The organism is Stenotrophomonas sp. YJH_SMC_130, from assembly GCF_059369035.1.
Genome location: NZ_JCAFSH010000001.1, coordinates 595,863 through 618,781 on the forward strand (window position 1 = coordinate 595,863; position 22,919 = coordinate 618,781).

At 67.5% G+C, this 22,919-nt stretch carries 20 protein-coding genes; 11 read left to right on the forward strand and 9 right to left on the reverse strand.

What is annotated here, in order from left to right; all coding sequences use genetic code 11:
* Window positions 1–132: 132 nt before the first annotated feature.
* A complete protein-coding gene (locus AC5P5V_RS02790) occupies window positions 133–2,187 on the forward strand; it encodes a glycoside hydrolase family 97 protein (protein ID WP_061479201.1) in 2,055 nt (684 codons plus the stop codon).
* Window positions 2,188–2,462: 275 nt separating this feature from the next.
* Entirely contained in the window at window positions 2,463–5,219 is a 2,757-nt protein-coding gene (locus tag AC5P5V_RS02795) for a TonB-dependent receptor (protein ID WP_181357890.1), read from the forward strand.
* Between the two features lie 220 nt (window positions 5,220–5,439).
* On the opposite strand, the gene AC5P5V_RS02800 is transcribed toward AC5P5V_RS02795, so the two are convergent.
* Window positions 5,440–7,053 carry an alpha-glucosidase gene (locus AC5P5V_RS02800; RefSeq protein ID WP_134968733.1) on the reverse strand — a complete coding sequence of 538 codons (1,614 nt, stop codon included), beginning with the start codon at window positions 7,051–7,053 and terminating at the stop codon, window positions 5,440–5,442.
* A gap of 214 nt (window positions 7,054–7,267) precedes the next feature.
* Between AC5P5V_RS02800 and AC5P5V_RS02805 the strand changes: the two genes are divergently transcribed.
* Window positions 7,268–8,266, forward strand: coding sequence for a polyprenyl synthetase family protein (locus AC5P5V_RS02805; protein ID WP_061479203.1), 999 nt, complete (start codon window positions 7,268–7,270; stop codon window positions 8,264–8,266).
* A gap of 84 nt (window positions 8,267–8,350) precedes the next feature.
* Here AC5P5V_RS02805 and AC5P5V_RS02810 read toward each other — a convergent pair whose 3' ends face one another.
* Window positions 8,351–9,136: a dienelactone hydrolase family protein gene (locus tag AC5P5V_RS02810; RefSeq protein ID WP_134968732.1), complete on the reverse strand. Its 786-nt coding sequence runs from the start codon at window positions 9,134–9,136 to the stop codon at window positions 8,351–8,353.
* 133 nt (window positions 9,137–9,269) lie between these two features.
* Between AC5P5V_RS02810 and AC5P5V_RS02815 the strand changes: the two genes are divergently transcribed.
* Window positions 9,270–9,863, forward strand: a complete 594-nt coding sequence (locus AC5P5V_RS02815; protein ID WP_134968731.1) for an SMI1/KNR4 family protein — start codon at window positions 9,270–9,272, stop codon at window positions 9,861–9,863.
* A gap of 59 nt (window positions 9,864–9,922) precedes the next feature.
* Here AC5P5V_RS02815 and AC5P5V_RS02820 read toward each other — a convergent pair whose 3' ends face one another.
* From AC5P5V_RS02820 to AC5P5V_RS02835, 4 genes are all read right to left on the reverse strand, one after another.
* Window positions 9,923–10,456, reverse strand: coding sequence for a hypothetical protein (locus AC5P5V_RS02820; RefSeq protein WP_134968730.1), 534 nt, complete (start codon window positions 10,454–10,456; stop codon window positions 9,923–9,925).
* Between the two features lie 95 nt (window positions 10,457–10,551).
* Window positions 10,552–11,961 (reverse strand): UDP-N-acetylmuramoyl-L-alanine--D-glutamate ligase, encoded by a 1,410-nt coding sequence (murD, locus tag AC5P5V_RS02825; protein ID WP_134968729.1) that lies wholly within the window; start codon window positions 11,959–11,961, stop codon window positions 10,552–10,554.
* Window positions 11,942–13,294: a UDP-N-acetyl-alpha-D-muramoyl-L-alanyl-L-glutamate epimerase gene (murL, locus tag AC5P5V_RS02830; protein WP_061479208.1), complete on the reverse strand. Its 1,353-nt coding sequence runs from the start codon at window positions 13,292–13,294 to the stop codon at window positions 11,942–11,944. The genes murD and murL overlap by 20 nt, the downstream gene beginning before the upstream one ends.
* Before the next feature lie 76 nt (window positions 13,295–13,370).
* Window positions 13,371–15,965, reverse strand: coding sequence for a bifunctional aspartate kinase/diaminopimelate decarboxylase (locus AC5P5V_RS02835; RefSeq protein WP_134968728.1), 2,595 nt, complete (start codon window positions 15,963–15,965; stop codon window positions 13,371–13,373).
* Window positions 15,966–16,040: 75 nt separating this feature from the next.
* Between AC5P5V_RS02835 and AC5P5V_RS02840 the strand changes: the two genes are divergently transcribed.
* Window positions 16,041–16,916: a PhzF family phenazine biosynthesis protein gene (locus AC5P5V_RS02840; protein WP_231352596.1), complete on the forward strand. Its 876-nt coding sequence runs from the start codon at window positions 16,041–16,043 to the stop codon at window positions 16,914–16,916.
* 113 nt (window positions 16,917–17,029) lie between these two features.
* Entirely contained in the window at window positions 17,030–17,908 is an 879-nt protein-coding gene (locus AC5P5V_RS02845; RefSeq protein ID WP_231352595.1) for a PhzF family phenazine biosynthesis protein, read from the forward strand.
* Between the two features lie 99 nt (window positions 17,909–18,007).
* Here the strand turns inward: AC5P5V_RS02845 and AC5P5V_RS02850 are convergent, their stop codons facing one another.
* The gene (locus tag AC5P5V_RS02850; protein WP_061479212.1) at window positions 18,008–18,439 is read right to left on the reverse strand and encodes an OsmC family protein; all 432 of its coding nucleotides are present in this window, start codon (window positions 18,437–18,439) and stop codon (window positions 18,008–18,010) included.
* Window positions 18,440–18,811: 372 nt separating this feature from the next.
* Here AC5P5V_RS02850 and AC5P5V_RS02855 point away from each other — a divergent pair, with 372 nt between their 5' ends.
* The 4 genes from AC5P5V_RS02855 to AC5P5V_RS02870 all read left to right on the forward strand — a co-directional run bounded on the left by AC5P5V_RS02855 (window position 18,812) and on the right by AC5P5V_RS02870 (window position 21,088).
* Entirely contained in the window at window positions 18,812–19,210 is a 399-nt protein-coding gene (locus AC5P5V_RS02855) for an HU family DNA-binding protein (protein ID WP_005415606.1), read from the forward strand.
* Window positions 19,211–19,505: 295 nt separating this feature from the next.
* Window positions 19,506–19,814, forward strand: coding sequence for a DUF3861 family protein (locus AC5P5V_RS02860; protein ID WP_005415605.1), 309 nt, complete (start codon window positions 19,506–19,508; stop codon window positions 19,812–19,814).
* A 56-nt stretch (window positions 19,815–19,870) separates the two neighbouring features.
* Window positions 19,871–20,410, forward strand: a complete 540-nt coding sequence (locus AC5P5V_RS02865) for a hypothetical protein (RefSeq protein ID WP_134968776.1) — start codon at window positions 19,871–19,873, stop codon at window positions 20,408–20,410.
* A gap of 81 nt (window positions 20,411–20,491) precedes the next feature.
* The gene (locus AC5P5V_RS02870; RefSeq protein WP_005415603.1) at window positions 20,492–21,088 is read left to right on the forward strand and encodes a YceB family lipoprotein; all 597 of its coding nucleotides are present in this window, start codon (window positions 20,492–20,494) and stop codon (window positions 21,086–21,088) included.
* A 40-nt stretch (window positions 21,089–21,128) separates the two neighbouring features.
* Here the strand turns inward: AC5P5V_RS02870 and AC5P5V_RS02875 are convergent, their stop codons facing one another.
* Complete coding sequence (locus AC5P5V_RS02875; RefSeq protein WP_134968777.1) at window positions 21,129–21,671, reverse strand: type 1 glutamine amidotransferase domain-containing protein; 543 nt, start codon at window positions 21,669–21,671, stop codon at window positions 21,129–21,131.
* 102 nt (window positions 21,672–21,773) lie between these two features.
* Complete coding sequence (locus tag AC5P5V_RS02880) at window positions 21,774–22,241, reverse strand: SET domain-containing protein (protein WP_134968778.1); 468 nt, start codon at window positions 22,239–22,241, stop codon at window positions 21,774–21,776.
* Between the two features lie 211 nt (window positions 22,242–22,452).
* On the opposite strand from AC5P5V_RS02880, the gene AC5P5V_RS02885 reads away from it, so the two are divergent.
* A complete protein-coding gene (locus tag AC5P5V_RS02885; RefSeq protein ID WP_049414161.1) occupies window positions 22,453–22,908 on the forward strand; it encodes an SUF system Fe-S cluster assembly regulator in 456 nt (151 codons plus the stop codon).
* Window positions 22,909–22,919: the final 11 nt, after the last annotated feature.

The window sequence follows — 22,919 nt, forward strand, 5'->3', positions numbered from 1 at the left end:
TGCCCTGGCGCCATGGTAGACGCGGGGCTGTCGGCTGCGTCCAGTTGCATACGTATTCATGGCGTCGCGCGGTAGCGCACCCGCCGCGCTGGCTTATGGTCCGGGTCTGCCAACGGCGCCTTGGGAGGGGAATTGCCGATGTCACCCACTGCTGTACGCGCGGTATTCGCGCACATGCTGGGCCTGGCCCTGATCGGATGGGCCACGCTGGTCCAGGCCGCGCCCCAGGTGGCCAGCGTCGAATCGCCGGGCAAGGTGTTGAAGGTCAGCCTGGTGCTGGACGGCGGCACGGCCCGCTACCGGGTCGAGCGCCTGGGCGACACTGTGGTGGAGGATTCGAAGCTCGGCTTCGCCCTGCGCGACGGTCGCCTGGACCGCGATTTCACCCTGCTGGGCCAGCAGCGGCGCAGCGTCGATGACACCTGGGAGCAGCCGTGGGGCGAACGCCGGCTTACCCGCAACCATTTCAACGAACTGACCGTGCAGCTGGCCGAAACCACCGGCAGCAAGCGCCGGCTGGATGTAGTGTTCCGCGTCTACGACGATGGCCTCGGCTTCCGCTACGTATTCCCCGAGCAGCCGAATCTGCGCGAGGCCATCATCGATGACGAGCTGACCGAGTTCGCCATCGCACAGGACTCCACCGCCTGGTGGATCCCCGCCGGCGAGCCGATCCACTACGAGTACCTGTACCAGCGCACCCCGCTGCGCGAAGTACCGCTGGTGCATACGCCGATGACCCTGCGCAGCCGCGATGGCCTGCATGTGGCCATTCACGAGGCCGCGCTGGTGGACTACGCCGGCATGTGGCTGCGCCGCAGCGAGGGGCAGCGCCTGCGCGCGCAGCTCTCGCCCTCGGCCGAAGGCTGGAAGGTGCGCCGCACCCTGCCCTTCGCCACGCCGTGGCGCACGCTGCAGATCGCCGACCGCGCCGGTGGCCTGGTCGAATCGGACCTGATCCTCAATCTCAACGAACCCAATGCGCTGGGTGATGTGAGCTGGGTGAAGCCGGCCAAGTACCTGGGCGTGTGGTGGTCGATGCACCTGGACAACGAGAGCTGGGCGACCGGGCGGAAGCATGCGGCTACCACCGCCAAGACGAAAAAAGTCATCGACTTCGCCGCGGCGCACGGCTTCCGCGGCGTGCTGGTGGAAGGCTGGAATCCGGGCTGGGACGGCATGTGGGTGGGCAATGGCTACGACTTTGATTTCACCCGCGCCACGCCCGATTTCGATATCGAATCGCTGTCGGCGTATGGCCTGAACAAGGGCGTGCACCTGATCGGTCACCACGAAACCGGCTGCGCCATCGAACATTACGAGGCCCAGCTGGGCGCCGCGCTGGACCTGTACGCACGGCTGGGCGTGGACCAGTTCAAGACCGGCTACGTCTGCGACGACGGCCAGGTCGACCGCCGCAATCCCACGGGGGGCCCCTTGTGGCGCGAGTGGCATGACGGGCAGTTCATGGCCCGCCACCATCTGAAGGTGGTGCAGGAAGCCGCGCGCCGGCACCTGTCGGTGAACCCGCATGAGCCGATCAAGGACACCGGCCTGCGCCGCACCTATCCCAACTGGATCTCGCGCGAAGGCGCTCGCGGCATGGAGTACAACGCCTGGGGCCAACCACCGAACCCGCCGGAGCACGAGGTCAACCTGGTGTTCACCCGCATGCTGGCCGGGCCGATGGACTACACCCCCGGCATCCTCAGCCTGAAGGGCCGCCACGGCCAGGCCATCCCCAGTACGTTGGCCCGCCAACTGGCGCTGTACGTGGTGCTGTACAGCCCGATCCAGATGGCCGCCGACCTGCCCGAACACTACCTGCAGCATCGCGAGGCGTTCCGTTTCATCGAGGACGTGGCGGTGGACTGGGAGCAGAGCCGCGTGCTCGATGGCGAAGTGGGTGACTACGTGACGATCGTGCGCCGCGACCGCAACAGCCGCGACTGGTTCCTCGGCAGCATCACCGATGAACACGGCCGCGTGCTGCCGGTGTCACTGGGCTTCCTGGAACCTGGCGTGCGCTACCGCGCCGAGATCTACCGCGATGGCGAGGGCGCGGATTTCCGCAGCAATCCATTCGCGTTCGTTCGCGAAACCCGCGAAGTGACCAGCGCCGATGCAGTGACGCTGGTGCTGGCACCCGGCGGTGGCCAGGCCATTCGCTTCACGCCGATCCGCTGAACGTTTTCCTGCATGCGCCCCCGTAGCGCCCGAGCCCACGCTCGGGCGGCGGTGCGTAGCACCGAAATGCAGCCGAGCATGGGCTCGGCTCTACAGAACGAGACACATGAAAGCGATTACATCCCTGCAGACGCCATTGAATACGTATGCAGGGTGATTCCCGCGAAGAACGCGCTGCCTACCATAGCGGCGACGACAGCGGCCACCGCGTCGCACGTTCACGGCGCCGCCGGAACGCTCACAAATCGATCTGCAACATTGCCTGGGAGGGGAAAATGTTGAACCACAAGCGCAGCGCGCTGAGCATCGCGCTGGCCGTTGTCCTGGCGCCGACGCTGGCGTCGGCACAGTCCACGCAGAGCACCACCACACCGGCCGGCACCGCCGCCACCAACCTCGATACGGTGCAGGTCACCGGCATCCGCCGCGGCATCGAGAGCGCGATCGCGGTCAAGCAGGACGCCACCTCGGTGGTCGAAGCGATCTCCGCCGAAGACATCGGCAAGCTGCCCGACGTCAGCATCGCCGAATCGATCTCGCGCCTGCCCGGCCTGGCCGCCCAGCGCGTGGCGGGCCGCGCGCAGGTAATCAGCGTCCGCGGCCTGTCGCCGGACTTCGCCACCACCCTGCTCAATGGCCGCGAAGTGGTCAGCACCGGCGACAACCGTGGCGTCGAGTTCGACCAGTATCCGTCCGAGCTGGTCAACGGCGTGACCGTGTACAAGACCCCGGACGCGGCGCTGGTCGGCCAGGGCCTGTCGGGCACCATCGACATGCAGACCGCGCGCCCGCTCAGCTTCGGCGAGCGCGTGATCGCGGTCAGTGGCCGCTACCAGAAGAGCTCGCTGGGCCGCGCCGCCAACACCGATCCGTACGGCAACCGCTTCAGCGCCAGCTACATCGACCAGTTCCTGGACAAAACCCTGGGCATCGCCATCGGCTATGCGCACAGCGACATGCCGATCCAGGAGAACCAGGTCGGCCTGTACGAACCGTGGACCACCGAGCACACCGACAAGGGCGACCGTCCGGGCGTGGGTGCCGGCACCTACTTCTCCGATGGCATCAAAGCGCTGCGCCGCACCGGCAACAACAAGCGCGACGGCGTGATGGCCACGATCCAGTTCCGGCCGAACAACAGCTGGACCAGCACCTTCGATGCATTCCACACCGAAGCCGAGCAGATCGACACCGCCAACCAGTTCGAGCTGAACCTGAGCAACTACAACGGCAACTACACCCCGGGCCTGCTGGTCAGCAACCCGCAGGTCAACGCCAATGGTTCGTTCACTGGCGGCACCGCCAGCGGCGTGTACCCGCTGGTACGCGGCATGTACAACAAGCGCAAGGACAAGATCGACGCGTTCGGCTGGAACAACGAGTTCAACTTCAGTGGCGTCAAGCTGGTCGCCGACCTGAACTACTCCAAGGCCACGCGCGATGAGCTGAACCTGGAAAACAACCTGCAGCTGACCCCGATGCCGCAGCTGGATACGGTCGGCGTGTCGATCCGCCAGAACGGCTTCTCGCAGATCAGCCCGGGCCTGAACTATTCCAACCCCGACGCGTTGTTCCTGACCAACACCATCTACGGCTCCGGCTACGGCAAGGTGCCGCAGGTGGAAGACCGCCTGAAGGGTGGCAAGCTGGCCGCAACGATCGCCTTGCCCGAAGCGATCGCCTCGTGGGCGCCGGACATCGACATCGGCGTCAACTATGCCGACCGCCGCAAGGTGAAGACCCAGTCCGAAGGCAACATCCTGCTGGGTGCGCAGGGCGACGCCAACATCGCCTCGGACCTGCAGTACCGCCCGGTCAACCTGGGCTTCGCCGGCCTCGGCACCATCCCGGCCTGGAACGTGCCCGCCGCGGTGGGCCGCTACATGACCTTCAACCCGGTCGACAACCTGGACTACCTGATTCCCAAGTCGTGGACGGTACAGGAGAAGATCACCACCGCCTGGGCGCGCCTGAACATCAACGCCGACATCGGTGAAGTCGGCGTGCGCGGCAACATCGGCGTGCAGATGCAGCACACCGACCAGAGTTCGGATTCGCGCTACTGGGACAGCTCGCAGTCGGCCGGCAACAACGTGCAGCCGTACTCGAACGGCCGCACCTACAACGATTGGCTGCCGAGCCTGAACCTGGCCTTCCTGTTCCCGCACCAGCAGACGCTGCGCTTCGCCGCTGCAAAGCAGGTCGCACGCCCGCGCGTGGACCAGATGCGCGCCGGCCTGGAGTTCGGCGTGGACACCGGCACCGGCCGCCCCGGCGGCAGCGGCGGCAATCCGCTGCTGGACCCGTGGCGTGCCACCGCGCTGGACCTGTCCTACGAGAAGTACTTCGGCGAGAAGGCCTACGTGGCCGCCGCGATCTTCTACAAGGACCTGAAGAGCTACGTCTACACCCAATCGGTCGACAACTACGACTTCACCGCGCTGCTGGGCAGCTACGTGCCGCCGCCGGGCATGACGGCACCGGTGCTGACCACCGGCACCTTCTCCGCCCCGCAGAACGGCAAGGGCGGCACGCTGAAGGGCCTGGAACTGACCGCATCGTTCCCGCTGGAGATGCTGACCGACAGCCTGCGTGGCTTCGGCGTGCAGGCCAGCGCGACCTTCAACAAGAGCGACATCACCATCCTGGACCCGGAGAGCGCCTCCAGCGTGGGCAGTGATCCGATCAGCCTGCCGGGCCTGTCCAAGCGCGTGTACAACTTCACCGCGTATTACGAGCGCAGCGGCTTCGAGGCACGGGTGAGCCAGCGCCGCCGTTCGGACTTCATCGGTGAGATCGGCAACTTCAACGGCAACCGCAGCCTGCGCTACGTGGTCGGCGAGAACGTGACCGATGCGCAGATCAGCTACACCTTCAGCGACAGCAGTGCCCTGCGTGGCCTGACCCTGCTTCTGCAGGGCAGCAACCTGACCAACGAGCCGTACCGCACCTACGCCGGCAGCAAGGACCGCCCGCTGGAGTACATCGAGTGGGGCCGCACCTACATGCTGGGCGTGAACTACAAGTTCTGATCACGGCCGGGTCGTGCCGGCCGCTGGCCGGCAACCACCCCATCGGTAGCGCCGGGCCATGCCCGGCGACGGAAGCCAGGAGCAGGACCGGAAACCCGCTGCGCAGGCAGCGGGTTTTCTTTTGCGCGGATGCCGGCCGTTGGTCGGCAAGGCCCACCCACAAAAAAGGGACGGGGCGCTTCGGCCCCGTCCCCGCAAGTACCGCCACCGGAGAAAACGGTCAGCTGCATCGGGCGCAATACACCGCGCGCGGCGGCAGCTGGAGTTCATTGCCCTGCACCGTGCCCGCATCCGGGCCCGGTACCGCCACCTGCTGCCAGTTGCCCGGCGGCAGCGGATGGGTCACTGCCTCGGCCGACAGGTTGAAGGCCAGCAGGAGGGTTTCATCTGCAAGCATACGCTCGAACAGCAGCACTGGCTCGGCGCTTTCAAGGAATCTGATGTTGCCATGCAGAAGCGCCGGCTGGGTATGCCGCCAGGCCAGGAACGCCCGGAACGCCGCCAGCACCGAATGCGGGTCGCGTTCCTGCACGGCCACCGCCGCCGCCCGGTGCTCGGCCGGAATCGGCAGCCAGGGCTGGCCGCTGGTGAAACCTGCTAACGGCGCATCGGTCCATGGCAGCGGGGTGCGGCAGCCATCACGGCCCTTGAAATTCGGCCAGAAGGTGATGCCGTAGGGGTCCTGCAGTGCCTCGAACGGTACCTCGGCCTCGGCCAGGCCCAGTTCCTCGCCCTGGTACAGGCAGACCGAGCCGCGCAGCGAGCACAGCATCGCCACCAGCATCCGCGCCAGGCGCGGATCGGCCGGGTGGCCGCCCCAGCGGCTGACCGCCCGCTCCACGTCGTGATTCGAAACCGCCCAGCACGGCCAGCCTTCGGTCATCGCCGCTTCCAGCCGCGAGACCGTGTCGCGGATATAGGCCGCGCTGTAGTCATCCACCAGCAGCTCGAAGCTGTAGCCCATGTGCAGGCGGCCTTCGCGGGTGTACTCGGCGGTGGTCGCCAGCGAGTCCTCCGAGGAGATCTCGCCCAGGCTGACCGCGCCCGGGTACTGATCCAACAGCGCGCGCAGGCGCTCCAGGAACGGCAGGTTCTCTGGCTGGGTGTTGTTGTAGTAGTGGTACTGGTAAGCGTATGGGTTGTCCGGGCTGAAGCCGCGCCCCACCCGCTTCTCCGCCGGCTTGGGCGGGTTGTCACGCAGCTGCGCGTCGTGGAAGCAGAAGTTGATCGCATCCAGGCGGAAGCCATCCACGCCGCGATCGAGCCAGAAACGGACATTGTCCAGGGTGGCCTGCTGCACGTCCGGGTGATGGAAGTTCAGGTCCGGCTGGTCGACCAGGAAGTTGTGCAGGTAGTACTGCTCGCGGCGCGGCTCCCACTGCCAGGCGCCGCCACCGAACAGCGACAGCCAGTTGTTCGGCGGGGTGCCGTCCTCGCGCGGGTCGGCCCATACGTACCAGTCGGCCTTCGGATTGCTGCGATCCTGGCGGCTCTCACGGAACCAGGCATGCTCGATCGAGGTATGGCTCAGCACCTGGTCGATCATCACCTTCAGGCCCAGGCCATGGGCCTTGGCCAGCAGGCGGTCGAAGTCGTCCAGGCTGCCGAACAGCGGGTCGACGTCGCGGTAGTCGGCGATGTCGTAGCCGAAGTCGGCCATGGGGGACTTGAAGAACGGCGAGATCCAGATCGCATCCACGCCCAGCGCGGCAATGTGGTCCAGGCGCTCGATGATGCCCGGCAGGTCGCCCACCCCATCGCCGTTGGCATCGAGGAAACTGCGCGGGTAGATCTGGTAGATGACGGCTCCGCGCCACCATGGATAGTGCGACATCGACAGCCCCCCTCCGGGCATGCGGGACCCGCCGGCAGCGGGCCGAAATCCTGATCCGGCAAGCTTAGCGGTGGCCTCGCGGGCATGGCGCAACCTGCATACGTATTCACGCGGAGGGCCGCGCAGGCCGGGTTGGAATTGCCGCCCGGGCCGGTTTGCGCCCGAATTCACGGCCAGCGCCTATAATCGATGGTGAGCCTGAAAGCCTGATCGCATGACCATCACCGAAGACACCCGTCCCGCCCTGGGCCTGCCCCAGATCCAGTCGCTTGCCGCGGCCGACATGGCCGCCGTCGACGCCCTGATCCGGCGCCGGCTGTCCTCGGACGTCGTGCTGATCAACCAGATCGCCGACCACATCATTTCCGCCGGCGGCAAGCGCCTGCGCCCGATGCTGGTGATGCTGGCCGGCCACGCGGTCGGCCAGGCCGGCCCGGAGCACCACCAGCTGGCGGCGATCATCGAGTTCATCCACACCTCTACCCTGCTGCACGACGACGTGGTGGACGAGTCCAGCCTGCGGCGCGGCCGCAGCACCGCCAACGCGCTGTGGGGCAACGCGCCCAGCGTGCTGGTGGGCGACTTCCTGTACTCGCGCAGCTTCCAGCTGATGGTCGAGCTGGAGCGCATGCCGGTGATGCAGATCCTGGCCGATGCCACCAACCGCATCGCCGAGGGTGAAGTGCTGCAGCTGCTGCACGTGCACAACCCGGATACCGACGAAGCCGCCTACCTGCGCGTGATCGAGCGCAAGACTGCGGTGCTGTTCGCCGCCGGTACCCGCCTGGGCGCGCTGGCCAGCGGCGTGGATGAAGCCACCCAGCAGGCCCTGTTCGACTACGGCATGCACCTGGGCTATGCGTTCCAGATTGCCGACGACGTGCTGGACTACTCGGCCAACGCCGAGGAGCTGGGCAAGAACCTGGGCGACGACCTCGCCGAGGGCAAGGCCACGCTGCCGCTGATCCACGCGATGGCCCACTCCGACGACGCTACCCGCGAACGCCTGCGCACCATCGTGCAGGACGGCGACGCCTCGGCGATGCCGGAAGTGCTGGCCGCGATCCGCGCCACCGGCGGCCTGGAGTACAGCCGCCGCCGTGCCGAAGAGTACGCCGAAGCCGCCGAGCGTGCGCTCGACGGCCTGGGCGACAATGACGCCGTGGCGGCCCTGCGCGGCCTGGCGCGTTACGCGGTGCAGCGCTCGCACTGATGGGTTGAGGTGTGCCGACCAACGGTCGGCACCCACCAAACCGGCATTCCGGTGGGTGCCGACCGTTGGTCGGCACGCCGTTTATTACCGGAAGCGTTCCTCGAAGAACTCATCCAGCGCCTTCCACGCGCGCTTGGCCGCCCGCTCGTTGTACTGGCAGCCCGGTGGGCTGTTGGCGTCGCGCTCGGCGAAGCAGTGCACGGCACCGCTGTAGTTGGTGAACTCCCAATCGACCTTGGCCGCATCCATTTCCTTCTGGAAAGCGGCGATGTCCTCGGCGGTCACGCTCCTGTCATCGGCCCCATTGAGCACCAGCACGGACGGATGGGTGCCACCGGCCTGCGCCGGCAACGGCGAACCCAGCCCGCCGTGCAGGCTGACCACAGCGGCCAGCGGCGCACCGGCGCGGGCCAGCTCCAGCACCGTGGTGCCACCGAAACAGAAACCGACCGCACCGATCCGGCTGGCATCCAGCGGCACCTTGCCGGCCTGCGCCTTGAGCACGTTCACCGCCTCCAGCGCGCGGGCACGCAGCAACGGCCGGTCGTTGCGCAGCTTGGTCGCCACCGGCCCGGCCTCGGCATCGGTCTTCGGCCGCACACCCTTGCCGTAGACATCGGCCACCAGCACCACGTAGTCGTCACCGGCCAGCTGCTTGGCCTTCTCGATGGCCGATTCGTTCACGCCCTTCCAGTTCGGCACCATCACCAGGCCGGGGCGCTTGTCATGCTCGCCATCGTCATAGACCAGCACACCACTGAAGGTCGTGCCCTGGTGCTTCCACTCCACCGGCTGCGTCTTCATCGCCGCCCAGGCCGGCATCGCCGCCAGCCCCAGCATCATCGCCACACCGCATCGCCAACGATTCATGCGCCTGCTCCGCAAGAAAAAGGGGACGGAGGGGATTAAGCCGTAATCGCCCCTCCCGCGTCGCATTCTGCATTGGCGGCGTGACGCAGGTGTGGTTGGATACGACTTAATCCCCTCCGCCCCCTTTTCTCGCATGAATCCTGTTGATCGCTTTCTGTCTGGCCTGATCCCGCGTTTGCCTGCCGAGGATGTCCCGCAGTGGGCACATGTCCAGGGCGCCAGCGCCGAGGACCTGCAGCGCCTGCGTGCGCAGTGGCCGCAGGTGCCGGACAGCCTGGTGGAACTCCTATCGCGCGTGGATGGCACCCACTACCGGGAGTACCCCGGCGGCAAGGTCTGCGTACTGATGCTGGGCTCGGACGTGGAGGACGGTGGCTACCCGTACTACCTGCGATCGGTCGCGCAGATCTTCGAGGACCAGCAGCGGTGGGACGACAGCATCCGTTCCATCTACGAAGAGTGGCTGGATGAGGAACCGGAGATTCTCGGCGAGGGCATCGACGCGGATCTGCCGATGAACCGCCGGCTGTGTTTCTCGCACTGCATGAACAACGGTGGCACGTCGACGCTGTACCTGGATTTCGATCCCGCGCCAGGCGGCACCGTCGGCCAGGTGGTGCGCTACCTGCACGATCCGGACAGCTATGCAGTCATTGCGCCGGGCTTCGATGCGTACCTGCAGGAGCTGATTGATCGCGATTACGCGTTCATCGATGAAGACGGATGAAGGCAGCCGAGCGTGGGCTCGGCTCTACAGTAGAGCCACGCCATGCGTGGATGACGACCTCACCCACGCTCGATCCAATGCAACGTGCCCGGCTCGAACGCCAGCAGATCCGCTGCGGCCAGCTGGCCACGCGGCCAGTGACGTTCCGGCGGCTTCGGCTGCCGGGCACCCACCGAACCGTCGTAGTCGCGCACCAGCAGGCCGATGCGCGCGGCCCCAGCCTGCAACAGCGCATCGATACGCTGCAACCACTGGCCGGCATCGTCCAGGGCTTCATCGCGGCGTGCCTGCTGATCCAGTTCATGCCGCGCCAACTGCGCCGCCAACGCGCGCGTGATCTTCGCTTCGCTCCAGCCCTTCTTCCGCCAGCGTTCGGCATCGCCCTTCCACTCCCGCTCGGCCCGCGACGAGGCCAGCGCGGTACCGCAATCGCAGTGCACGGCACTCAACCACGGCTGCCAACCGGGCCCGACCGCTGACTGCAGGCTGGGCGAATCCTGCGCGAACAGGCGCCGGCCACTGCGCTGCATGATCGCGGCGGCTTCAATGTGCGATAAGGATGCGGGCAGGAACAGGGTAATGAAGGTGCACACGCGGCTATCCGGGTCCGTCCGGGGATGCGCCCATGGTAACTCGCCGGGGTCAGAGCCCTTTCCTGAGGAAAGGGATCCGACCCCGATCCGGCGGATCAGGCGATGCCCAACCCCGGAATCGCGCTGATGCTGTCCGGATCGAATCCGGCCAGTTCGGCGAAATGGCGGCCACGCGCCACGTAATCGCGGTAGGCCCCGAAGCTTGGCGCACCCGGCGACAGCAGCACCACCCCGCCCTGCGCGCCCAGCGCCGTGCGCGCCAGTGCCATCGCCTCGGGCAGATCAGCGGCGGCGTGCAGGCCGAAGCGACCGGCGTCGGCCAGCGGCTGCAGCATCGTGTGGATGCGCGGGCCGTTGCTGCCCATGGTCACGATCTCCACCGGCGGCACATCGTGCGCCATGTGCTGCATGAAGTCGGTCCAGTCCAAGCCACGGTCGTGCCCGCCCACCAGCAGCGCGATGCGCTGCCCAGCAAAGCACTCCAGCGCGGCCAGGCTGGCATGCGGCGTGGTGCTGATCGAATCATTGACGTAGGTCAGGCCATGGGCCACGCCGATGCGCTGCAGGCGGTTCGGCAGCGGGCGGAAATCCTGCACCGCCGGTGCCAGCGCCACCGCGTCCAGCCCCAGTGCCTCCAGCGCGGCCAGCACCGCGCACAGGTTGCCGCGGTTGTGGCGGCCCGGCAGCGGCGTGTTGCGGGTATCGAACACCGCCTGTTCGCCGCGATGCACGATTTCGCCCCGCATATGCCAGCCCTGCGGCTGGTTGAACCAGACCACCTCACTATCGGGCAGCGACAGTGCCGCCAGGTGCGGATCGGCGGCATTGAGCACGGCAATGCGCGGCGCGGCTTCCGTCACCAGCCGCAGCTTGTCCTCGATGTAACGCTGTTCGCTGCCGTGCCAGTCCAGGTGTTCCGGGAACAGGTTCAGCACCACCGCCACCTGCGGGCGGGCGCCACTGCGCGCCACTTCACCAGTCTGGTAGCTGGACAGCTCGACGGCCCAGTACTCGGGCGCCGGCTGCGGGTCCAGCACCTCCAGCAGCGGCAGGCCGATGTTGCCGACCAGTCCGGTGCGATGCCCGGCCGCGCGCAACAGGTGCGCGACCAGCGCGGTGGTGGTGCTCTTGCCCTTGGTGCCGGTCACGCACACGGTGTCGTGCACGATGCCATCGTCGGCCGCGTGTTCGGCGAACCACAGCGCGGTGCCGCCGATGAAGGTGGTGCCCTGCGCTGCCGCCGCCAGCGCGATCGGCTGATAGGGACTGATCCCGGGCGATTTGATCACCACGTCGAACGCGGCCAGCGCTTCAGCAGAAGGCTCGCCACGGACGTCCAGCGCGCCCTGTGTTTCCACGCGTGCGGCCCCGACTTCGGCGGCCGGGCAGAACAGGCTCAGCGGCAGCGTGGGCAGGCGCTCACGCAGCACCGCAAACGCGGCGCGGCCCTCGCGGCCCCAGCCCCACAGCGCGACGCGCTTTCCTTCAAGCTTCGAAATCTTCACGCACCCGTTCCCACAGCGCAGCCGGAACGCGGTGCTCGCCCTGCAGTTGCAGCAGCGGTGCCAGTTCCAGTTCGGCGGCATCCAGCTGCGGCTGGATCTCGTTGCAGAAGCGCTTCACCAGCACGTCTTCCTTCCACTCCGGGCGCTGCGCCAGCGTCGCCATCGCCGCACGCGATTCGCGGCCTTCACCCACGCACTCGAACGGCTTGTGGTCCTGGAATTCCAGCAGCGCATCGAAGCCACCGGCCTGCTCGGCATCGTCCAGCAGGTTGCGGCCGAAGATGCGCACCAGGCGCGTCTTGGGCATGAACGGGGCCAGCGCCAGGAACACGAAATGGCACTTAGGGCAGACGCCACACCAGCGGTTCACCGGGCGCTCGCCGAGGATGTGGAAATTGCGGTTGCAGCTGGAGAAGTGCGCGTCGTAGAAATCAGTCTTGGCGAACTGGCGGGCCACCGCCAGCTCGGACATCGGGCGCAGCAGCGAGTAGTACTGCAGGTCCGCCGCCACGTACTTGCGCACATGGCTGCCGAACGCCTGCTCGCAGGCCCAGCCCTTGGACCACTGGTGATTCACTTCGCCGGTGCCCGGAATCTGGCTGCCGTAGCTGGCCGAACGCTCGTTGGAGAACACGACCTGGTCCACGCCGTGCAGCAACGCGGCCAGCACCATGATTGCCGAGTTCACCACCGTCACCGGGATATGGCCGTTCCAGGCACCCTGGCGGTTGAGCTCGAACAGTTCCGGTGCCAGCGTGCGGCCCAGGTTCAATGTCGGCAGGCCGGTGCGCTCGGCGCACGCACGGATCAGCTGCGAGCCACCGATCCAGGTCACCGTCTCGTCCACGCCGGCACGGCGCAGCGCTTCGATGCTGACCAGCGAATCCTTGCCGCCGCCGATGGCCACCAGCGCGTGCGGCCGCAGGCCCAGCGCCGGCGCCTGCACGGCCTCGCCCTGCACCGGCAACCGGAAGCGGCCGCGCAGGTTCAGGCCGTTGCGGTAGGCGAATTCGCCCAGGCCATTGAGGTAAATGGTCTCCACCAGTGCGGCGGTATCGGCATCGATGCTGTAACTGTCGATGCTGACCGTATCCGGTACGCCGGCCTTGTAGTAGCTGACGCCGGCGATCAGGTGCAGCAGCTGCAGCGCACGCTGCACGGCGGCGGCGCGCGCCTCGTCCAGCACGAACGGGGCGCCGGGCACGGTGATGGTTTCCACCATCTCCGGGCCGTCGTCGAAGGCGTAGACCAGCCGGGCCACGCCGGTATCCGCCGCGAAGTCGCAGCGGACGAAGCGGAAGCGGGAAACCTGGTGTTTGTCGAAAGCAGTCATGGTGTATCCGGTCAGGCACGGGTCCGCGCGAGGGCGCGGGGCGTGTCGGTGGGCGGGTGCAGGGCGCGGGCGGTGTTCATTCGATCACGTCTTCGCGCGGCAGCATCCGCTGGTTGTAGGTGTTGGCCATCACATAGCCGTAGGCACCGGCATCGGCGATCAGCATCACGTCGTCCGGCGCGGTCGACACCGGCAGCTTGCGGCGCTTGCCAAACACATCGCTGGATTCGCAGATCGGGCCGACCACGTCGAACGCCGCTTCGGCATAACCGCCCTGGCGGCTGAGGTTCTCGATGTCATGCCAGGCGTCGTACAGCGCCGGGCGCATCAGTGCGTTCATGCCGGCGTCCAGGCCGACACGGCGCACGCCGTCCTTTTCCACCACCTGGGTGGCATGGGTCAGCAGCACGCCCGATTCGGCCACCAGGTAGCGGCCCGGCTCGATCGCCAGGCGGAATGCCGGGTGCAGTGCCTTTACCTCGGCCAGGCCCTCGGCCCAGGCGTCCAGGTCGAAGGGTTCGTCTTCATCGCTGTACGGAATCGGCAGGCCGCCACCGATATCGATGGTCTGCACGCTGCCGATGCGGCGGGCGAAACCGGCCAGCTCATCGCACATCAGGCGCCAGTGCTGCGCGGTTTCCACGCCGCTGCCCAGGTGCGCATGCAGGCCCACCACGCGGCTGCCCAGTTCGGTGGCCGCGCGCACGAACTCGTCGACGCGGGCGATCGGCAGGCCGAACTTGGACTCCTTGCCACCGGTGCGGACCTTGGCGTGGTGGCCCTCGCCCCGGCCCAGATCGACGCGCAGCCACAGCTCGCGATTGCGGAACAGGTCCGGCCAGCGCTGCAGCGCTTCCACGTTGTCGACGGTCACGGTCACGCCCAGCGCAAACGCCGCCTCGTACTCGCTGCGCGGGCAGAAGCTGGGGGTGAACAGCACGCGCTTGGGCGACAGTTCCGGCAGGTGCTGGAACACATGCTTCAGCTCGCCGTGCGACACGCACTCCAGGCCGAAGCCTTCGGCTTCCAGCAGCTGCAGGATGGCCGGGTGGCTGTTGGCCTTGATCGCGTAGTAGCGCTGGTCGATCGGCTTGATCGCGGCCAGTGCACGGGCGCGGGCGCGCACCGTCGGCAGGTGATAGACGTAGCGCGGCGTACCGGCATCGGCCAGCTGCAGCAGGTGCGCACGCTGACCGCGCCACCACGGCGTGCCGCGCGGGCGCACGGTGCCGGCAATCTCACGCCAGCGCGGGCCGAACACTTCGGTCTCCTCCACCGGCATCGCGCCGCTGTCGATCAGCTCTGCGTGCAGGATTGGCAGCAGGCCATCGGCATCGGCCTCGTCGATGACGAAGGTCAGGTTCAGGTCGTTGGACGACTGCGAGATCATGTGCACGCGCTCGCGGCCGAAGGTGGCCCACACGTCCGACAGCTTGTGCAGCAGCGACCGCATGCCGCGGCCCACCAGGGTGATCGCCGCGCACGGCACGATCACCTTCACCTTGCAGATCTGCGACAGGTCGGCCGACAGCGCGGCCAGCACATCGGTGTTGACCAGGTTCTCGGACGGGTCCAGCGACACGGTGACGTTGGTCTCGGCCGAACCGATCAGGTCCACCGACAGGCCGTGCTTCTTGAACAGGTTGAACACATCGGCCAGGAAGCCGACCTGCTGCCACATGCCGATGCCTTCCATCGACACCAGCACGATGCCATTGCGGCGGCTGATCGCCTTCACCCCCGGCACCGGTGCGGCGCTGCCATCGATGCTGGTGCCCGGCAGTTCCGGGCGCTCGGTATCGAGGATGGCCATCGGCACGCCGGCATCGCGGCACGGCTTGATCGAGCGCGGGTGCAGCACCTTGGCGCCGGTGGTGGCGATTTCCTGCGCTTCGTAATAGTCCAGGCGGGTCAGCAGGCGTGCGTCCGGCACGTCCTTCGGATTGGCGCTGAACATGCCCGGCACATCGGTCCAGATCTCCACCCGGCTGGCGCCGAGCAGCGCACCGAAGTACGCCGCCGAGGTATCCGAGCCACCACGGCCGAGGATGGCGGTACCGCCATCGGCATGCCGCGAAATGAAGCCCTGGGTGATCAGCAGGCGGGTCGGCTGCGCGCGGAAGCGCTGCATCCACTCCGCGTCGGCGCGCCACTGGCAGTTCACCGACAGCCGCTGCGACCAGTCGCTCTGGTTCGGCTGCGGCGGCATCGCGTCCAGCCACTGGCGGGCATCCATCCAGCCCATGTCCAGGCCCGAGGCGCGCAGATAGGCCGCGCCCAGGGTGGAGGACAGCAGCTCGCCCTGGCCCAGCACTTCGGCCTGCCAATCCAGCGGACGGGTGACCGCCCGCGCATCGTCGAGCAGGCCCTGCAGCGCCGCCAGCCGTTCGGCCAGCACCTCGCGGCCCAGGCCGAGTTCGGCCAGGAAGCCCTCATGGCGCTCGACAAGCGCTGCCACACGATCACCGCTGTCCGGCGCGCCGTCGGCAATCGCGGTCAGTTCGTTGGTGACCCCGGACAGCGCCGATACCACCACCAGCACGCGCGATCCGGTCTCTTCCGCGCGTTTTTTCGCCAGCTTCCCGATCGTGTCCCAGCGGTGACGACGCGACACCGAAGTGCCGCCGAACTTCAGTACGATCCAACGATCGACAAGGGGGGAAGCTGACATGGATTGGCTATGTAGAATGTGGGGAAGCCGCCCTCGGGGGCGGAACCTTTGATTCTAAGCGCAATATCCCCGTAGATGGCCGTCCTCCGTTACCTGCAGCTCGATGTCTTCGGTCCCCGCCCCGGAACCGGCAATCCACTGGGCGTCATCCTGGACGCCGACGCGCTCTCCAGCAGCCAGATGCAGGCCCTGGCCGCCTGGCTGAACCTGTCCGAGACGGTGTTCTTCCTGCGCCCCACCGCGCCCGGCGCCGATTACCACATCCGCATCTTCACCCCGACCCGTGAGCTGGCCTTCGCCGGCCACCCCAGCGTCGGCGCCGCCTGGGCGGCGGTGACCTGCGGCCTGGCCCAACCGCGCGCCGGCGCCCTGCTGCAGCAATGCGCGGCAGGGGTGCTCCCAGTACGGGTGAGCGGCCCGGCCGAGGCACTGGAGATCCAGCTGGCCAGCCCGCCGGCACGGCAACTGGACACGGAGGCAGGCGGAGCGCCCGCCGCGCTGTTGGCGCTCGCTGCCGACGGGCAGGTGCCGGAACTCTGGGACAACGGCGCACGCTGGTGGCTGCTGCCACTGCGCGATGCCGACGCCGTGCGCAGCCTGCTGCCGGACATGGCCGCGCTGGCCGACTGGAGCCTTGCCACCGATGCCACCGGCGTGGCGGTGTTCGCCGATGAAGCCGGCACCGGCCACACCCGCGTGGTGCGTGCCTTCTGCCCCGCTGATGCGCCCGCCGTGCCCGAGGATCCCGTGACCGGCAGTGCCAATGCACTGATAGGCGCCTGGCTGCGGCAGCACAATGCCCTGCCCGGCCGCGAGGGCCGCTACGTGGCCAGCCAGGGCCGCGAAGTCGGTCGCGATGGTCGCGTGCAGGTACAGGTCGATGCGCAGGGCACGGTATGGATCGGCGGCCAGGTGCAGCCGGTCATCGACGGCCAGATCCGTTGGCTGTAGAGCCGAGCCCACGCTCGGCTGCTTCTTCTCACACCCCGACACAGCCGAGCATGGGCTCGGCTCTACAACCGCGCGTTAAGCTGCGCGCCACCCGATCCTGGAGTTTCGCCCCGATGACCACCCGCCGTTTCCTGCAGCTGGATGTGTTTTCCCCGCGCGCCGGCGCTGGCAACCCGCTGGCCGTGGTACTCGATGCCGATGGCCTGGACGATGCCAGCATGCAGGCCATCGCGCGCTGGACGCGCCTGCCCGAGACCACCTTCGTGTTCCCGCCCCAGGCTGCCGGTGCCAGCTACCGGCTGCGCATGTTCAGCCCGCAGAAGGAAGTGCCGTTCGCCGGCCACCCCAGCGTCGGCACGGCGCATGCGGTGCTGCAGGCAGGCCTGGCCACACCGATCGACGGCGTGCTGGTGCAGGACGGCATTGCCGGTGTCCTGCCGCTGCGCGTCAGCGGTGAGGGCGCGCAGCAGCGCATCGCCATCCGCACCCCGCGCGCGCAGCTGGCCGAGACGACCGAGGTCACCGATCCTCGCCTGCAGGCCGCACTGAAGGGCTGGCCGCTGGGCACGCTGCCGCCGGCACGCATGCAGGGCGGACGCAGCTGGTGGGTGGTTCAGGTGGCCGATGAAGCGGCATTGCGCGCGCTGCGCCCGGACTGGGACGCGGTGGCTGCGCTGGCCGAGTCCACCGACAGCATGGGCGTGTTCGCCTATGCCTTCAGCGATGGCAGTGAGGGATTCGATCTGGCCGTGCGCGCTTTCGTCGGCAATGGTCGGCGCTTCGAGGACGCCGCCTCGGGGGCCGCCAATGCAGTGCTGGCCGCGTGGCTGGACCTGCGCGACGCGCTGCCACGTGGCCGTGCACCGTTCGAAGTCAGCCAGGGCCGCGAAGTCGGCCACGATGCACGCCTGACCCTGCGGGTCGACGAGGACGGCGAGGTCTGGTCGGGCGGCCAGGTGCAGACCGTCATCACCGGCACCCTTGATTGGTAAAGGGATACTGTAGAGCCGAGCCCACGCTCGGCTGCTCTTCGGCCAGATCACGGGAGCTGCAGAAGCCGAGCATGGGCTCGGCTCTACAGATGCGCCGGCTCAGCCCAGCTCGGCTTCCAGGCTGATCGGCACGGCGCTCAGTGCCTTGGACACCGGGCAGTTCTGCTTGGCGTCATCGGCAATCGCACGGAACTGCGTCGCGTCGATGCCCGGCACCACCGCCTTCACCTTCAGCCGGATCTGCGACAACTGCGGACCGCCTTCCAGCGACAGGTCGACCTTGGCTTCGGTGTCCAGCGAGGTCGGGGTGAAGCCGGCTTCGCCGAGCTTGGCTGACAGCGCCATGGTGAAACAACCCGCGTGCGCGGCGGCAATCAGCTCTTCCGGATTGGTGCCCTTTTCGTCGCCGAAGCGGCTGTTGAAACCGTAGCGGGTCTTGTCCAGCAGCCCACTCTGCGGCGTGCTCAACTGCCCCTTGCCCGTCTTCAGATCGCCTTCCCAGTGCGCGGTGGCGTGTCGCGAGATTCCCATTGTGCTGCTCCTGCGTGGCGGTGATGAACGGCTACCCTCGCACGCCACGCGTTAGCCCTGCGTCGCTCCGCCGCACGCCGGACGTCGCCCCCGAGCCCGGCGCGTGGACACTTCCGCGCCAGCCCGGAACGCATTTTCCTCTTGTTTTCAGTGGTTTCGCGCACCCCACCGATCGGCGGGCGCCGGCGATCGAACACGCTGGCGTGCCCCCATCCCCCACCGCCGGCCATGTACTGAATCGGCCTGGATATGAAAAAACATGCACTTTCCGCGCTTCGGGCTATTGGCGGCGCCCAAGAGTTGCCCTACATTGCGCTTGCCGACGGGGTTCGGCGCCGACCAAACAACCAACCGTTCACGGAACAGGAAACCATGGCAAAGACCGCTAAGAAGGCTGCCCCGAAGAAGGCAGCGAAGAAAGTCGCGACGAAGGCAGCCGCCAAGCCGGCCGCTCCGAAGCCGATCAAGGAAGTGCTGACCAAGTCCGGCCTGGTTGCACACATCGCTGAAGCCTCCGGCGTCATCGCCAAGGACGTCCGCGCTGTGCTGGCCTCGCTGGAAAGCGCCGTCGCCTCCTCGGTGCACAAGAAGGGCGCTGGCTCCTTCACCCTGCCGGGCCTGCTGAAGATCACCACCGTCAATGTGCCGGCCAAGCCGAAGCGCAAGGGCATCAACCCGTTCACCAAGGAAGAGCAGTGGTTCGCCGCCAAGCCGGCCACCACCAAGCTGAAGGTGCGTCCGCTGAAGAAGCTGAAGGACGCCGCGCTGTAAGCGCGCGCCCCAACGTGGATTCCGACGGGACGGCTCTGGCCGTCCCGTTTTTTTTTTGCGTGCCCGGCGGTAGATCCACGCCATGCGTGGATGCGTCGCGCTGCGGCAATCCGCAACACAGCGTTGCCGCCTCCCCGGGAATGCCCGTACAGGCCCGTCACCACTGGCCGAGCGCAGCCTGGGCAGGTGCTGGAACGTACCGGGTGGAACACTGCGTGCAGCGCCGGCCGTCGCCTCAGGCCGTGGCCTTGCCTATGGTGGGCACATCCTCCACAGCTACGGCGAGCACACCCTCATGGCCAGCCCCTCCACCCGCTACCGGATCTCGGTGACCCCCATCGAAAAGGACGGGCTGCAGTGCACAGGGCGCTGCACCATCGAACTGGAGCATCGCGCCAGCCGCGACCTGATGCGCCTGCTGGAGGCGGCCCCGCGTACCGCCGGTATCAGCGGCGACGAGCGTGCGACCCTGGTGATCGCCACCCAGCTGCTGCGCGACATCGTGCAGCGCCATGCCGAGACCGGCGGCCACGCACTGGCGGCCATCGCCGGCCAGGTCCTGCCAGCGCTGGACGCTCTGGATCAGCTGCCCTCCTCCCGCTGATCCCGGCGCAATCGCTACACTGCCACCCTCCAGGTTGCCTCGGGGAGGAGGCAGACATGCGCAGGATAATGTTGCTGATCGCCCCCCTGGTGCTGCTGGGCTGTTCACGCCCGGCAGCACAGACGACCGGCGACATCGCGGCAGCGTCCGCTCCCGTCGCTGCTACCGCAGCCGTGGACACCCGCACCGGCCCCGATCCCGCAGCAGTGCAGGCAAGTGAAATGCCGGTGCTGTCCGCTGTCGCCGACGATGCCGAGCCGCCATCGACGATGCTCAACCGCTACGTAGCGGCATTGCTCAACCGCGACCGCGCCGCCAGCGATGCCGCCTGGACGATCCCGCCCAGCGACCCGCGGCATGCGGACGACGCCGCGCTGCGGCAGCTGCAGGACCTGCGCACCCTGCGCCTGCACAGCGATCCCCCGGTCGCCCGCGACGACCGGCAGCCACCGCAGCTGCTTGAAGTGCCGGTGCAGATCCGCGCGGTCACCGCCAACGGTACATTCCGCTTCGGTGGCTGGTACCGCGTGCAACCCAGCAGCGACGGCAGCGCCTGGCAGATCCAGTCGGCGCAACTGCGTCCAATGCTGGACTGAACCGTTACAGCCGCATGCACGCGCGATTCAGCCTGCACGGCTACTCTTTGATCCATCCATTCCCTGCCATCGGTCACCGCCATGCGCCTGCGTTCCCTGATGACCCGCCTCGCTGCCTCCACCGTACTGATCGCCGCTGCGATCGGCGCGCAGGCGGCTCCCTCCATTTCCGGCCGCGAACTGTCGGTGGGTGCCAGCGACGTCCAGCAGTACCTCGATGGCAGCTTCCCGCGCACCCAGGACGCCCTTGGCGGCCTGATCTCCCTGACCATGAGCCATCCTCAGCTGAGCCTTCCGGCCGGCGAGCGCTTGAACCTGGGCATGGACGTGGCACTGGCCACCGCCGGCGGCAACCCGGCCAAACTGGGTACGGTCAAGCTCAGCAGCGGCCTGCGCTACGACGCGCAGACCCAGGGCTTCCACCTGCAGCAGCCCAGCGTGGACGACTTCACCCCGGCCAACCAGGGCGGCCGCCTCGACTCACGCACCCGTGGCCTGCTCAATGCCTGGCTGAGCGACTACGCCCAGCGCGAACCGATCTACAAGCTGGATCCGGCGGTGGCCGGGGTGCTCGGCGCGCTTCAGGTACAGGCGGCACAGGTCAAGAACGGCAAGCTGGTGGTCACCTTCAACCAGAACCTGGGCAACCTGGTGCCGGCAGGCCTGCTGGGCAAATAAGGTAGTGCCGGCCGCCGGCCGGCACTACCGGTAGAGCGGATCACGCGGCAAGCGCTTTTACCACCGCCTCGCTGAAAGCAGGAATGTCATCCGGCTTGCGGCTGGTGATCACGTTGCCGTCGACCACGACCTCGGCGTCGCGCCAGTTCGCACCGGCGTTGGCCAGATCCTGCTGAAGGGACGGCCAGGAGGTCAGCGCGCGGCCATCGGCCAGGCCGCTGTTGATCAGCAGCCACGGGCCATGACAGATCGCGGCGACGGGCTTGCCGGCTTCATCCACTGAGCGGATGAAGCTGAGCACCGCATCGTCGGTGCGCAGTGTGTCCGGATTGATCACACCTCCCGGCAGCACCAAGGCATCAAAGCCCGCCGGGTCCGCCTCGTCCAGCGGGATGTCGACCGCGACGGCGTCGCCCCAGTTCTTCTCTTTCCAGCCCTTGATGGTCGCCTCCTTTGCGGGCGACACCACGCTGACCCGCGCACCTTCCGCTTCCAGCAGCCGTTTGGGCTCGGTCAATTCGGACTGTTCAAAGCCGTGGGTCGCGAGGATTGCGATCTGTTTGCCTTTCAATCGCTCTGCCATGGGTGCACTCCAGTTCGGGGAGTGCACAGCGTGGACGAACGGCCCTTGCACGGCGGTGACCCTGCCGTGCACGGCAGGTGGAGAGCCTCCGGGTGGTGCCGGTCAGCGCTTGGGCTGCAGCATGGTGCCGGTGCACTTGGGCGAGCCGCAGCGGCATTCCCAGATCTTCTTCAACTTGGCGGTGTGGCGCTCGGCCAGGGTGATGCCGTAGTTGTAGGTCAGCTCTTCGCCAGCCTTGATATCGCGCAGCGCCTCGATGAACACCTTGTCGCCACGGCTGTCGCCGTCCTCATCCTCCTCGATCACCGCCTCGCAGTTCGGGTCGCAGCTGTGGTTGATCCAGCGCGCATCGTTGCCCTTGTAGTTGGCATCGATCACCCAGTCGTCATTGAGGGTGAACAGGAAGGTATGGCCGCTTTCGACGTCGCCGCTGTCATCGGCATCAACGTCGCCGTGGCTGCGCAGCAGGCCCTTGTACTGGATCACGCGCTCGCCCTGCTTGATCGGGGCGAGGGCGAACACGCCGTTGCCATGGATGGCGGACTTGCGGGCTTGGATCTTCTTCGGCATCGGCACGGGCTGTTTGCAGCGAATGGAACAGGGATTCTCGCCCATTCCGGGTGATTGCGAAAATCACCCGGTTGGCGCAGCATGGCGCCCCCGGCAGCGCCCGCTGGCAGAGCCTCCCGGCCCGGCCCCAGCGCCGGCTGAATGCCCGGGTTGGATGGTGGCGAATAAAAGCGTACAATTTCAGTCCGCTTTAAGAACCACTCGAATCCCCATGTTGCGCGTCACCAAGCTCACCGATTACGCCACCGTCGTGCTGACCGTGCTCGCCGCCCGTCCGGGCGAGGTGCTCAGTGCCACCGAGCTGGCCGAATTCACCGGCCTGGAGCCGCCCACCGTCAGCAAGGTACTCAAGCCGCTGGCCCAGGCCGGCCTGGTCGAAGGCCTGCGCGGTGTCCGTGGCGGCTACCGGCTGACCCGCCCGGCCATCGAGATCTCGCTGTTCGAAGTGGTCGAAGCGATGGAAGGGCCGCTGGCCCTGACCGAATGCAGCCACGACCACCACCAGTGCGGCATGGCACCCAAGTGCGGCGCGCGCAGCAGCTGGCGGTTGATCAACGACGTGGTGTCCGAGGCCCTGCGCGACGTCAGTCTTGCGCAGATCCTGCCCCCCCTTCCCCTTGCCGATGACGAACAGCGCCGCACCATCGCTGTCGACGTCGTCTCCTGATCCACAGGCAG